This is a genomic window from Aeromicrobium sp. 10G20-16, assembly GCF_055809665.1.
Genome location: NZ_CM147919.1, coordinates 2,133,828 through 2,146,039, shown reverse-complemented (window position 1 = coordinate 2,146,039; position 12,212 = coordinate 2,133,828). Strand labels below are relative to the sequence as shown.

The 12,212-nt window shown below is 70.0% G+C and carries 12 protein-coding genes and 1 pseudogene; 4 read left to right on the top strand and 9 right to left on the bottom strand.

Annotated elements, in window-relative coordinates:
- Positions 1-5 precede the first annotated feature (5 nt).
- The 6 genes and pseudogenes from dnaB to rpsF all read right to left on the bottom strand — a co-directional run bounded on the left by dnaB (position 6) and on the right by rpsF (position 5,166).
- A pseudogene (gene dnaB, locus AC0L5F_RS10885) lies at positions 6-1,431 on the bottom strand (replicative DNA helicase).
- 325 nt (positions 1,432-1,756) lie between these two features.
- Positions 1,757-3,457, bottom strand: coding sequence for an ABC transporter family substrate-binding protein (locus AC0L5F_RS10880; protein ID WP_473313378.1), 1,701 nt, complete (start codon positions 3,455-3,457; stop codon positions 1,757-1,759).
- A gap of 59 nt (positions 3,458-3,516) precedes the next feature.
- Positions 3,517-3,963, bottom strand: coding sequence for a 50S ribosomal protein L9 (rplI, locus tag AC0L5F_RS10875; RefSeq protein ID WP_473313377.1), 447 nt, complete (start codon positions 3,961-3,963; stop codon positions 3,517-3,519).
- A 14-nt stretch (positions 3,964-3,977) separates the two neighbouring features.
- A complete protein-coding gene (rpsR, locus tag AC0L5F_RS10870) occupies positions 3,978-4,208 on the bottom strand; it encodes a 30S ribosomal protein S18 (RefSeq protein ID WP_473313376.1) in 231 nt (76 codons plus the stop codon).
- A 35-nt stretch (positions 4,209-4,243) separates the two neighbouring features.
- Positions 4,244-4,765, bottom strand: a complete 522-nt coding sequence (locus AC0L5F_RS10865; RefSeq protein ID WP_473313375.1) for a single-stranded DNA-binding protein — start codon at positions 4,763-4,765, stop codon at positions 4,244-4,246.
- Between the two features lie 110 nt (positions 4,766-4,875).
- Complete coding sequence (gene rpsF, locus AC0L5F_RS10860; protein ID WP_473316186.1) at positions 4,876-5,166, bottom strand: 30S ribosomal protein S6; 291 nt, start codon at positions 5,164-5,166, stop codon at positions 4,876-4,878.
- Positions 5,167-5,298: 132 nt separating this feature from the next.
- Here rpsF and AC0L5F_RS10855 point away from each other — a divergent pair, with 132 nt between their 5' ends.
- Entirely contained in the window at positions 5,299-5,856 is a 558-nt protein-coding gene (locus AC0L5F_RS10855; RefSeq protein ID WP_473313374.1) for an MOSC domain-containing protein, read from the top strand.
- On the opposite strand, the gene glpK is transcribed toward AC0L5F_RS10855, so the two are convergent.
- Entirely contained in the window at positions 5,849-7,381 is a 1,533-nt protein-coding gene (gene glpK / locus AC0L5F_RS10850; RefSeq protein ID WP_473313372.1) for a glycerol kinase GlpK, read from the bottom strand. The genes AC0L5F_RS10855 and glpK overlap by 8 nt on opposite strands.
- Positions 7,382-7,443: 62 nt before the next feature.
- On the opposite strand from glpK, the gene AC0L5F_RS10845 reads away from it, so the two are divergent.
- From AC0L5F_RS10845 to AC0L5F_RS10835, 3 genes are read left to right on the top strand one after another with little or no spacing between them, the layout of a single operon-like run.
- On the top strand, positions 7,444-8,049 hold the full coding sequence (locus AC0L5F_RS10845) for an LON peptidase substrate-binding domain-containing protein (protein WP_473316185.1): 606 nt from the start codon (positions 7,444-7,446) through the stop codon (positions 8,047-8,049).
- A gap of 32 nt (positions 8,050-8,081) precedes the next feature.
- Positions 8,082-8,270, top strand: a complete 189-nt coding sequence (locus AC0L5F_RS10840; RefSeq protein ID WP_473313371.1) for a helix-turn-helix transcriptional regulator — start codon at positions 8,082-8,084, stop codon at positions 8,268-8,270.
- The gene (locus AC0L5F_RS10835; protein WP_473313370.1) at positions 8,263-8,670 is read left to right on the top strand and encodes a hypothetical protein; all 408 of its coding nucleotides are present in this window, start codon (positions 8,263-8,265) and stop codon (positions 8,668-8,670) included. The genes AC0L5F_RS10840 and AC0L5F_RS10835 overlap by 8 nt, the downstream gene beginning before the upstream one ends.
- A gap of 3 nt (positions 8,671-8,673) precedes the next feature.
- Here the strand turns inward: AC0L5F_RS10835 and hrpB are convergent, their stop codons facing one another.
- Together hrpB and mgrA are read right to left on the bottom strand one after the other, a co-directional pair.
- Positions 8,674-11,142, bottom strand: coding sequence for an ATP-dependent helicase HrpB (gene hrpB / locus AC0L5F_RS10830; protein WP_473313369.1), 2,469 nt, complete (start codon positions 11,140-11,142; stop codon positions 8,674-8,676).
- Entirely contained in the window at positions 11,142-12,173 is a 1,032-nt protein-coding gene (gene mgrA, locus AC0L5F_RS10825) for an L-glyceraldehyde 3-phosphate reductase (protein WP_473316184.1), read from the bottom strand. The genes hrpB and mgrA overlap by 1 nt, the downstream gene beginning before the upstream one ends.
- Between the last annotated feature and the right edge of the window lie 39 nt (positions 12,174-12,212).

Genomic DNA, 12,212 nt, shown 5'->3' with positions numbered 1-12,212 from the left:
CCGACTCAGAAGAAGTCGCCGGCCGCAGCCGCCGGGGGCGCAACGTCGTCGTGCGCCATGGGAGTGAACCGCGAGTAGTGCCCCTGGAAGCTGACCGCGACCTTGGTGGTCGGACCCGAACGGTTCTTGGCCACGATGATGTCGGCCTCGCCGATGCGCGGCCCGTCGTCTCCGCCACCCTCGTCACCGTCGCGCTGGCCGCGGTGCAGCAGCAGCACGACGTCGGCGTCCTGCTCGATGGAGCCGGACTCACGCAGGTCCGAGATCATCGGGGTCTTGTCGGTGCGCTGCTCCGAACCACGGTTCAGCTGGCTGATGGCGACGACCGGGATGTTCAGCTCCTTGGCCAGCAGCTTGATCTGGCGGGAGAACTCCGAGACCTCGACCTGGCGGTTCTCGACCTTCTTGCCCGACGTCATCAGCTGCAGGTAGTCGATGACGAGGAGGTCGAGGCCGTGCTCCTTCTGGATGCGACGGGCCTTGGAGCGGATCTCGGGCATCGTCATGTTGGGGCTGTCGTCGATGACGATGGGTGCGCCGGTGACCTTGGCTGCCACGTTGCCGATCTTGCGCCAGTCGTTGTCCGACATCTGGCCGCCGCGCATGGCGCTGACGTTGACCTTGCCCTCGGCCGACAGCAGTCGGGTGGTGATCTCCGAGGCCGTCATCTCCAACGAGAAGATCGCCGACGTGAGCTTGTGCCGGATGGACGCCGCACGGCAGAAGTCCAGGCCGAGGGTGGACTTGCCGATACCGGGTCGGGCGGCGACGACGATCATCTGACCGCCGCGGAAGCCGGTGGTGACCCGATCGAGGTCGGGGAACCCCGACGGGACGCCGTGGATCTCTCCCGAGCGCTTGCTGCAGCTCCTCGATCTCGTCGATCGTGGTGGGGATCAGCGTCGAGATGAGGTTGTAGTCGTCGGCGTTGCGCGAGCCGTCGACGTCGAGCACCTCGGCCTGGGCGCGGTCGACGATGTCGGCGAGCTCGCCCTGGCCGGCCTGGCCGAGCTGGGAGATGCGCTGCCCGACCTCGACGAGGCGACGCAGCACGGCCTTCTCGTGCACGATGCGGGCGTAGTAGTCGGCGTTGGCCGCGATGCTGACGCCGGAGACCAGCGTGTGCAGGTACGGCGCGCCACCGACGCGCGCGACCTCGCCGCGCCGCTGCAGCTCGGCAGCGACCGTGATGGCGTCGGCCGGTTCGCCGCGCGCGGCCAGTCCGGTGATGGTGTCGAAGATCAGCTCGTGCGAGGGCCGGTAGAAGTCGCGGCCCTGGAGGATGTCGGCGGCCGGGTCGATGGCGTTCTTGTTGAGCAGCATCGCTCCGAGCACGCTCTGCTCGGCGGCGATGTCCTGCGGCGGCACGTAGGCGCTGGCACCCCCCGTGCCGTCACCGGCCTCGGGCTCGTACAGATCGGCCACGCTCATCGAGGCTGGACCCCCTCAGGTCTGGTGTGCCGCAGGTCGCGGTGCTTCGTTGCTCACGCTAGGTGTTCCCACCGACAGATCCGCGCACGCGCGACCGGGAACCACCTGACCTTAGGGGCCGCGGACCACCGAGCAACAGCCCGCGACGCACACCCCCTGTGAGCAAGTGGAGCCAGCGTGTGCAAAACGCCGTGCGAGTTGTGCACGAGCCGTGGACAACCATGTGGAGAACAATGATTTATCACGTGCTCCAGGGCTCTGACCTGCGGTGATGTGGTCCGACCTGTGTGGACAAGAGAAAAGTCCCACACTGTCCAGCACGTGGTCAGCCGGCGTCGTCGCTCCGAAATCCGACGGCGGTCCAGTCCGGGGCCATGAACTGGGCGGGGCCGTAGTTGGCCACCTTCTGCTGCACCAGCGCGACGTGGGGCGAGACTCCCAGCGGCACCAGGGGGACGTCGCGGAACAGTCGCTTGTCGAGGACCTTGACGACTCGGAACCGCTCGGTGTCGTCGAGCGCGACGATGGCCTTGTTCCAGGCGCCCGCCAGCTGGTCGTCCTCGACGCCGGTGAAGTTCTGCCCCGAGTCGATCGGGTAGAACAACCGCTTGGCGTCGACCACCGGGAACGGACCGCCCTCATGGCTGAAGGTGGCCAGGTCGAAGTCGAGCGGGATGATCCGATCGGTGAAGAACTGCTCGTCCGGAACGGTCTGCAGCGTGACGTCGATCCCGACCTTGGCCAGCTGGCCGGCGATCATCGAGGCGCGCGAGCGAATAGTGCTGGTGGCCGCCGGCACGGGCATGACGAGGGTCAGCGCCTTGCCGTCGCGAGTGCGGGGAGCGCCATCGGCCCCGGCCACCCAGCCGGCCGAGTCGAGCAGACGGCCGGCCTCGGCCGGGTCCGGCGCGATCAGGTCGGACTGGTCGACGTACCCCGCCTGCCCGGGCAGCAGGATGAAGCTGCCCAGCACCTGCGGAGTCGAGCCGACCGGACGGCTCTGCGCCGCGGCGATCGCCCGACGGTCCAGCGCCAGGGCCACCGCCCGGCGCACCTTGACGTCACTCAGGGGCCCGGTCGCGCCGTTCATCGTGAGCTGGGTCCACTCGGTTCCGGCCGAGACGCGCAGCTCGACGGAGTCGTCGAGCTTGGTCGTGTCGATGTCGGAGATCATGCTGGGCGGCACGTCGACGGCGTCGAGGTCTCCTGCGCGCAACGCCTTCAGCTGCACCGGGGTGGTGGCGGCCTGCCAGACGATGCGCTCGAGCCGCGGCTTGGCACCCCACCACCGTGGGTTCGGCTCCTGCACCACTCGTCCCTTGGCGCGGTCGATCGACGCGACCCGAAAGGGGCCGTTGGACGGGATCGCGCGGTCGGTGAAGGCGGTGTTGAACAGCTTCGCGCTGGACGAGACGTTGGCGGGCAGTGGCGGGTAGACGTAGCGCGGCCAGTCGGTGGTGGGATCGGCGAACCGGACGGTGTACGTGTACGGGTCGTCGCCCTGCTTCACGTCGGTGATGTCGGCGTACCCGCGGGTGCTGAGCACCTCGAACTTCTGGCTGGAGCCGTTCTGGGCCTTCCAGAACGCGATCATGTCGCGGGCGGTGATCGCGGTGCCACCCTGCCAGACGGCACTGCGGTTCAGGTCGACCCGGATGGTCAACGGATCGCGGTCGACGATCTCGACCGATCGCGCGTAGTCGGGGTCGACCTCCCAGCCGCCGTCGGCGGTGATGCGCACGGCCGAGCCCACGGTGGGCTGCAGGATGCGCGCCGCCTCGGACTCGGCGTTGGAGGCGTGCTGCGGGTTGAAGTTCTCCGGCAGGGCCGCGGCAGCCAGGCGCAGGGTGCCGCCCGTGGCGACCGCGTCGCGCGGGACCGGCTTCCACCCGACCGCGGCCGGGGCGGCATCGGGGTTGCCCGACCGAGCGGGTCCGTCATCGCTCCCGCCGCCGGGCAGCAGGCTGCACCCCGCCAGCAGCAGAGTGCTGGCGACGAGCAGGGGGAGTCGGCGAGGGGGGCGCACGGGGGAAAAGGAACGACGGACCGGCGCTCGCGAGGGCGAGCACCGGTCCGTCATCGGTCCTACTTGGAGGCGACCACGTTGAGCTTGACCGTCGCGCTCACCTCGGGGTGCAGACGCACCGCGACCTCGTAGGGGCCGACCGCCTTGATCGGGTTGCCGATCTCGATGCGGCGCTTGTCGACGCTGCCGCCCTGGGCGGTGATGGCCTCGGCGATGTCGGCGACCGTGACGGCACCGAACAGGCGTCCGCCGGCGCCGGAGCGCACCGGCACGTTGACCGGCGCGGCCTCGAGACGACCCTTGAGGCTCGTGGCCTCCTCGAGGTCGTGGATCGCGTGGGACTCACGAGCGGCCTGGATGGACTCGACCTGCTTGGCTGCGCCCTTGGACCAACGGATGGCGAAGTTGCGCGGCAGCAGGTAGTTGCGGCCGTAGCCGTTCTTGACCTCGACGATGTCGCCGGGGGATCCGAGGTTGGTGACCTCGTGGGTGAGGATGAGCTTCACGATGTTCGCCTTCCTCAGCGCGTGGTGGACGTGTAGGGCAGCAGCGCCATCTCGCGGGCGTTCTTGATCGCCTTCGCGATGAGCCGCTGCTCCTGGACCGAGACACCGGTGACGCGGCGCGCGCGGATCTTGCCGCGGTCCGAGATGAACTTGCGCAGCAGCGCGGTGTCCTTGTAGTTGATGACCGTGTCGGCCGCGAGAGGATTGCTCTTCTTCTTCGGCTTACGGATGACGGGCTTTGCCATGATGCTCCTGATTTCGCTAAGAAAGTTGGTCTGACTCAGAAAGGGGGGTCGTCGGAGGCGGCTGCGCCACCGCCGCCCCATGCGTCAGAAGATCCACCCTGGTTGCCGCCCTGGGGGGCAGCCGCGGGGGACGATCCCCACGGGTTGGCCTGGCCGCCTCCGCCACCGGAGGTGCCACCGCCTCCGCCGCCGCCCGACGCGCGGGTGGTCTTGGCGGTGGCGAAGCGCAGCGACGGGCCGACTTCCTCGACCGTCATCTCCACGCTGGTGCCCTTGGAGCCGTCCTGACGCTCGAAGTTGCGGACCTTCAGGGCGCCGGTGACGATGACGCGCTGACCCTTCTGCAACGACTCGGCGACGTTCTCGGCCAGCTGGCGCCACGCATCACAGCGGATGAACAGCGCGTCGCCGTCCTTCCACTCGTTGGTCTGCCGGTCGAACGTACGAGGCGTCGACGCGACGGTGAAGTTGGCCACGGCGGCGCCCGACGGAGTGAACTTCAGCTCCGGGTCGCCGGTGAGGTTGCCGACTACGGTGATGTTGGTTTCGCCAGCCATGAGGCACAGCCTTTCGAATGGGTGGGTGTTCTGACACCAGTGAACAGCAGGAGTGGGACAACCTGAAGGCTGTGTCCACAGCGCGGTCCACGCAGCGACGTGCTGACCGACTACGTGATGTCGGGGCGGGTGACCTTGGTGCGGACCACGGACTCGTTGAGGGTGAGCTGACGATCCAGCTCCTTGACCGTGGCGGGCTCTGCCTGGAGCGTGACGACGGCGTAGATGCCCTCGTTCTTCTTGTTGATCTCGTAGGCGAAGCGGCGCTTGCCCCAGACGTCGATCTCGTCGACCGTTCCGCCGTCCTGGCGCACCACGTTGAGGTAGGTGTCGAGGCTGGGCTGAACGGTACGTTCGTCGAGATCGGGATCGAGGATGATCATGACTTCGTACGGGCGCAATGACATTGCGTCTCCTTCGGACTGAACGGCTACGGGAACCCCCGCAGCAGGAGGTGTTGCCCGAATGGCAACCGTCCGATCCTACGCGACGAGTGCCGTCGCAGGCCAATCGCGCCCTCTACGCTGGTGCCCATGACTGATGCCGCCTTCTCGATCGAGGCTCTGGTCGTCTCGCCGCTGAGTCGCTACGAGGGGCGTCCGGCCGACGGCGCGGTGCCGTTCGACGGGGACGAGCACCCGACGACCGTCCGCGTCCGCGCGCACAAGGGAATGGTCGGCGACCGCTACTTCGGCACCCGGTTCACCTACGCGGCGATCACGTTCATCGCCACCGAGAAGGTGCTGGCGCTCGAGGGTGAGCTGGGCTCGGGCCCGTTCGACCCGCTGGAGGCCCGCCGCAACGTCGTCACCCGCGGCCTGGACGTCGACGCCCTGGTGCGGTCCGAGTTCACGATCGACGCCGGCCACGGCCGGATCCGGTTCCGTTCCATCACGCCGGCCAACCCGTGCGCGTGGATGAACGAGGTGTACGCGCCGGGAGCCCATGCGGCACTGCGCGGGCACGCCGGCATCCGCTGCGAGCCGCTCGACGACGGACAGCTGTCCGTCGGCCCCGCGACCGTGTCCGACGTGCGCGCCCTCGACCCCGACGAGCTGCGGCGCCGGGTGTCCGAGGCTCCGGTCAGCTGACGTCGTCGTCGACCCAGTCGAAGGTCTTGGTGACCGCCTTCTTCCACTGCCGGAAGAGGCGTTCGCGCTCGTCCTCGTCCATGGCCGGTGTCCAGCGCTCGCCCTCGCCCCAGTTGGCGCGGATGTCCTCCACGCCGTCCCAGTAGCCGACCGCGATGCCGGCGGCGTAGGCCGCACCCAGGGCGGTGGTCTCGGCGATCTGGGGTCGCACCACGTCGACACCGAGGATGTCGGCCTGGAACTGCATGAGGGTCTCGTTGACGACCATGCCGCCGTCGACGCGCAGCTCGGTCAGCGGCACTCCCGAGTCGGCGTTCATCGCCTCGATGACCTCGCGGGTCTGGAAGGCCACCGACTCCAGGACGGCACGCGCGATGTGGCCCTTGTTGACGAAGCGGGTCAGGCCGACGAGGGCGCCACGTGCGTCGGATCGCCAGTAGGGCGCGAACAGGCCGGAGAACGCCGGCACGAAGTACGCGCCGCCGTTGTCGTCGACCTGCTGGGCCAGCGTCTCGATCTCGGCTGCGTCGGAGATGAGACCGAGGTTGTCGCGCACCCACTGCACGAGCGAGCCGGTGACGGCGATGGATCCCTCGAGCGCGTAGACCGTGTCCTGCTCGCCGATCTTGTAGCCGACCGTGGTGAGCAGGCCGTTGTCCGACTGCACCGGCTCGGTGCCGGTGTTGAGCAGCATGAAGTTGCCGGTGCCGTAGGTGTTCTTGGCCTCGCCCTTCTCGGTGCAGGCCTGACCGAACGTAGCGGCCTGCTGGTCACCGAGGATGCCCGCCACCGGGGTGCCGTTGAGGATGCCGGGCTTGCACTCGCCGTAGATCTCCGAGCTGGAGCGGATCTCGGGCAGCATCGACATCGGGATGCCCATGTCGGAGGCGATGCTCTCGTCCCACTGCAGCGTCGTGAGGTTCATCAGCATCGTGCGACTGGCGTTGGTGACGTCGGTGACGTGCACGCCGTCGTTCTCGGCCCCGCCGGTGAGGTTCCACAGCACCCAGGTGTCCATGGTTCCGCACAAGAGCTCGCCGGCCTCGGCCCGCTCCCGCACGCCGTCGACGTTCTCCAGGATCCAGGCGATCTTGGGGCCGGCGAAGTAGGTGGCCAGCGGCAGACCCACGGTGGCCTTGTAGCGGTCGGGGTCGCTCGTCCCATCCTCTCCGGCGCCGAGCCGGTCGACGATCTTCTGGGTGCGGGTGTCCTGCCAGACGATCGCGTTGTGGACGGGTTGCCCGTCGCTCCGGTCCCACACCACAGCCGTCTCGCGCTGGTTGGTGATGCCCACCGAGGCGATGTTCTTGCTGTTGAAGTTGGCCTTCGCCAGGGCGCCGCCGATCACGGTGCGGGTGTGCTGCCAGATCTCGAGGGCGTCGTGCTCGACCCAGCCGGCCTTGGGGAAGATCTGTTCGTGCTCGACCTGGTCGACCGCGACGACCGTGCCGTCGTGGTCGAAGATCATCGCCCGGGTGGACGTCGTGCCCTGGTCGATCGCCATGACGTGGGTCTGCGCTGCCATGCGCCCAACGTAGTTCAGTGCGCGGCTGCGGTCACCGGGCCTAGGGTGGACAGGTGACTCCCATGTTCCCGCTGGGGTCTGTCCTGATGCCAGCGATGCCGCTTCCGCTGCGCCTGTTCGAGCCGCGCTACCTGGCCATGCTCGACGCGGTGCTCGACCGCGAGACGTTGGACTTCGGCGTGGTCCCGATCGAGCGCGGACACGAGGTCGGCGGCGGTGACGCCCGCTTCGGCATCGGCACGATGGCGCGCGTCGAGCAGGTCGAGTCCGGCGACGGGCTGGCCGCGCTGATCGCCCGCGGGACCGACAGGTTCGTCGTCGACACCTGGCTGCCGGACGACCCGTGGCCACGGGCCCACCTCACGCCGGTCGATCCGCTGACCTGGGACGAGTCGCACCGCGAGCGCCTGGAGTCGACCGAACGCGAGGTCCGGCGGGCGCTCGCCCGGGCGAGCGAGTTCGGCGAGACCACCTGGGACGCCACCGTCGAGCTGTCCGAGAACCCGATCGACCGGTGCTGGCAGGTCGCCGGCATCGCTCCCGTCGGCACGATGGACCAGATCGACCTGCTCGCGTCGACGTCGGTCGACCAGCTGCTCACCACGGTCCAGACCCACACCCGCGGGGCCATGGAGACTCTCGTGATGCGCAATGTCAAGGAGACTTGACACCCGGGGCCGATGTCAAGCATCCTTGACACATGCAGAACGACGTCAAGCAGCTCCGACTGGAACGCAACCTGTCCCAGGCTGATCTGGGCGGACACCTCGGCGTCTCACGGCAGACCGTCATCGCGATCGAGAACGGGCGCTACGACCCGTCGCTGCCACTGGCCATCCGGATCGCGAGGTACTTCGACACGTCCGTAGAGGAGATCTTCCATGCCTGACACCACGACGAACAACGACCGCACCAACTCCTGGACCGTGCCGATCACCGGGGTGATCATCGGTGTCGCCTACCTGGTGATCGGCATCGCCCGCGACGACGTCTCCTCCGGCGTCGTCGGGCTGCTGATCATGCTGGCCTACTGCGCCGGCCTGCTGCTGTTCCGCCGGCGATCCGAGGCGGTGGCCCTGCTCAACGGCGAGGCGACCGACGAGCGCCGGGCCCTCATCCTCGCCCGCGCCCTCGCCACGACCGGCCAGGTGCTGATCCTGGTGCTGGTCGCCGGGCTGTTCTGGAGCCTGGTCGCGGACAACGGCTACGCCGGCGTCTTCATCGGCCTCGCCGCCATCGGCGGTTTCACCTTCATGGCCGCCACGGTCTGGCACGCGCGTCGCGGCTGACCCTCACGGGTTCTCCGGCCAGGAGTGCTTGGGGTAGCGGCCGCGCAGCTCGGCGCGCACCTGCTGGTAGGGGCCGTCCCAGAACGACTCGAGGTCGGCGGTGACCGCCGCCGGACGGCGAGCGGGTGTCAGCAGGTGCAGCAGCACCGGGACCCGACCGTCGGCGATGCGAGGGGTGGCCGTCCACCCGAACGCCTCCTGGATGCGCAGGGACAGCACCGGCTGCTCGGTGCCGGTGGCGCCGTACTCGACGCGCACGCGTGCGCCGGTGGGGATGGCGAGCCGCTCCGGTGCCAGCTCGTCCAGGCGCGACGCCTCGGGCCACGGCAGCAGCCTCCGCAGCGCCGACAGCACGTCGATCCGCCGCAGGTCGCGCATGCTGCGCACGCGCGCCAGCTCGGGTCCGAGCCAGGTGTCGATCGCGTCGAGCAGGGCCGTGTCGCTCACGTCGACCCAGGGCTCGCCCACCACCTGGTGCAGGAACGCGAGCCGGCTGCGCAGCGCGACGGCCGACTCGCTCCACGGCAGCATCGCCAGACCGTCGGCGGCCAGCGCGTCGCGGACCGCCAGACCCACGGCTTCGGGGGAGGGGTTCGTGATCGGCGCGGACGACAGCTCGATCGACCCCAGCCGGGTCACGCTGCGAGCGACCAGTCGGCCGTCCAGCCAGCCGACCTCGTCGGACTCGGCCCACCGGCTCGACGCCGCCTCGAGGGCAAGGTCCTCGTCGAGCGGGGCCGCCGCACGGATGGTGGCGTCCGAGGCGCCGGGTCGACGCTCGGCGTCGGCCACCGCGATCCACGGCACGCCGGACAGGGCCGGATCGCCGCGACGAAAGCTCGCGCCGGTGCCGGAGACCATCAGGTAGGTGGAACCCCCGGGGCGCAGGCGGGCGATGCGGCCGGGGTGGGCCAGCGCGACCACCGCCCCGACGGCGAGGTCGTCGGTCAGCTCGGTGCGCGGGGGCGAGGGGTCGAGCAGCTGCTCGAGTCGCGCCGCGGTGTCCTTCCAGGACCCCGTGCCCGGGCCGCCGCGGCGCACGGCTCGCAGTGCGGCGACGAGATCGCCCCCGGGAGCACGCACCTCGTCGGCCAGCAGCGCCACGATCTCGGCCGCCCGACGACCCCCGACCATCGGAGCGCCGTCGAGCAGGGCCCGCGCGAGTCGCGGGTCGGCCGGCACCTGCACCATCTGCCGCCCCCGCTCGGTGATCGTCCCGGCGGCGTCCACCGCGCCCAGGTCGGTCAGGGTCTGGCGCGCCGACTCCAGCGCGGCCGGTGGGGGCTGGTCGAGCAACGTCAGACCAGCACCATCGGGCGCACCCCACGCCGCGACCTCCAGCCCGAAGCCGGTCAGGTCGGCCGCCGCGATCTCCGGCAAGGGATGTTCGACCAGGTGTGAGTGGTCGGCCCGCGACCAGCAGCGGTGCACCACGCCGGGCGCCTCGCGGCCGGCCCGGCCGGCCCGCTGCTCCGCGGCGGCGCGACTCACCCGCACCGTCACCAGCGCCGGCAGGCCGCGGCGATGATCGGTGCGCGGCTCGCGGGACAGTCCCGCATCGACCACGATGCGCACACCCGGCACGGTCAACGACGACTCGGCGACCGCCGTGGAGACCACGACGCGGCGGCGCGACCCGCGGGCGAGAGCGCGGTCCTGCTCGGCGGCTGGCAGGCGGCCGTGCAGCGCCATGACGTCGACGTCGGTCAGTCCGGCGAGCCGGTTCACGACGCCCGACACCTCGCCCACGCCCGGCAGGAACACCAGCACGTCGCCGGGATCGTCGGCGAGGGCAGCGCGCACGGTCGCGGCCACGTGGTCGAGGAACCGTGGCGGCACCCCGCGCTCGTCGAAGGCCAGCACGCCCGACGGTGGTGGCGACCAGCGCTGCTCGACGGGATGGAGGCTGCCCGGGACCGCGACGACCGTGGCACCTCCGAGCGCGGCCGCCGTGCGCTCGGACTCGATCGTCGCCGACATCGCGATCAGCCGAAGGCCCGGTCGCAGTGTCGCCCGCACGTCGATCAGGAAGGCCAGCGTGAGGTCGGCGTCCAGCTGGCGTTCATGCACCTCGTCGAGGATCACCGCGTCGACACCCGCCAGCTCGGGGTCGCGCTGGAGCCGCCGCAGCAGGACCCCGGTGGTCACGAACTCGATGCGCGTGCGTGGTCCGACCCGGCGATCGCCGCGCACCGTGTGACCCACCGTCTCGCCGACGGGTTCGCCGAGCAGACCGGCCAGCCGGCGGGCCGCGGCACGTGCCGCGATGCGTCGCGGCTGGGTGACCAGCACGGTCCCCGCGACCCCAGCGGCCACGGACGGCGGCACCATCGTGGTCTTGCCGGTGCCCGGCGGCGCCTGCACGACCACGACGCCTCCGGAGGCGAGCGCCGACGCGAGGTCGGCGAGCCCGGCGACGACGGGAAGATCCGGCGGATCGTCCAGCAGGCGCCGCATCGGGTCGGTGGCCATCAGAGGTCGGCGGACACCTTCCACAGGTCGACGCCGTCGGCATCGGTCGCGAAGGTGTCGATGGCGGCGAGCTCCTCGGTCGAGAAGTCGACATTCGACGCGGCGGCGAGGTTCTCGTCGAGCTGCTCCACCGAGGACGCACCGATCAGTGCCGAGGTGACGCCACCGGGGCGCAGCGTCCAGGCGATGGCCATCTGCGCCAGCGACTGACCGCGCTGCTCGGCGATGTCGGCCAGGCCACGCAGGCGTCTGACATTCTCCTGTGTCAGAAGTCCGTCGTCGAAGCTGCCGCGATCGCCGGCCCGTTCGACCGGGTCGCCCTGCAGGTACCGCGTGGTCAGCAGCCCCTGGGCCAGCGGGGAGAAGCCGATGGAGCCCATCCCGAGGTCGGCCAGCGTCTCGAGCAGGCCGCTCTCGACCCACCGGTTCAGCATCGAGTACGACGGCTGGTGGATGACCAGCGGCGTGCCCAGCTCGCGCGCGACGCGCACGGCCTCGATGGTGCGCTCGGGCGAGTAGGACGAGATGCCCACGTACAGCGCCTTGCCCTGCTTGACCGCGGTGTCGAGCGCGCCGATGGTCTCGGCCACGGGCGTGCCCGGGTCGGCCCGGTGCGAGTAGAAGATGTCGACGTGGTCGACACTCATGCGCGCCAGCGACTGGTCGAGGCTGGCCAGCACGTACTTGCGGGACCCGAGCTTGCCGTACGGGCCCGGCCACATGTCCCAGCCGGCCTTGGTCGAGATGATCAGCTCGTCGCGGTACGGCTTGAAGTCGCCGCGCATCATCCGGCCGAAGTTCTCCTCCGCCGAGCCGTACGGAGGACCGTAGTTGTTGGCCAGGTCGAGGTGCGTGACGCCGCGGTCGAAGGCGTGACGCAGGATCTCGCGCTGGGTGTCGAACGGGCGGTTGTCGCCGAAGTTCCACCACAGGCCCAACGAGATCGGGGGCAGCAGCAGACCGGAGTCACCGACCCGGCGGTACTCGAGGTGCTGGTAGCGGTCCTCGGCGGCCGAGTACGGCTGGTGCAGCTCGGGAACGGGATCGGCGTAGTAGCGGGCTTCAGGATT

Excerpts from the sequence above, each read along its gene's own strand:
- rpsR (WP_473313376.1), bottom strand. The coding sequence starts at position 4,208 with ATGGCAAAGCCCGTCATCCGTAAGCCGAAGAAGAAGAGCAATCCTCTC.
- AC0L5F_RS10865 (WP_473313375.1), bottom strand. The coding sequence starts at position 4,765 with ATGGCTGGCGAAACCAACATCACCGTAGTCGGCAACCTCACCGGCGAC.
- AC0L5F_RS10855 (WP_473313374.1), top strand. The coding sequence starts at position 5,299 with ATGACTGATGCCGCCTTCTCGATCGAGGCTCTGGTCGTCTCGCCGCTG.
- glpK (WP_473313372.1), bottom strand. The coding sequence starts at position 7,381 with ATGGCAGCGCAGACCCACGTCATGGCGATCGACCAGGGCACGACGTCC.
- AC0L5F_RS10845 (WP_473316185.1), top strand. The coding sequence starts at position 7,444 with ATGTTCCCGCTGGGGTCTGTCCTGATGCCAGCGATGCCGCTTCCGCTG.
- AC0L5F_RS10840 (WP_473313371.1), top strand. The coding sequence starts at position 8,082 with ATGCAGAACGACGTCAAGCAGCTCCGACTGGAACGCAACCTGTCCCAG.
- AC0L5F_RS10835 (WP_473313370.1), top strand. The coding sequence starts at position 8,263 with ATGCCTGACACCACGACGAACAACGACCGCACCAACTCCTGGACCGTG.
- hrpB (WP_473313369.1), bottom strand. The coding sequence starts at position 11,142 with ATGGCCACCGACCCGATGCGGCGCCTGCTGGACGATCCGCCGGATCTT.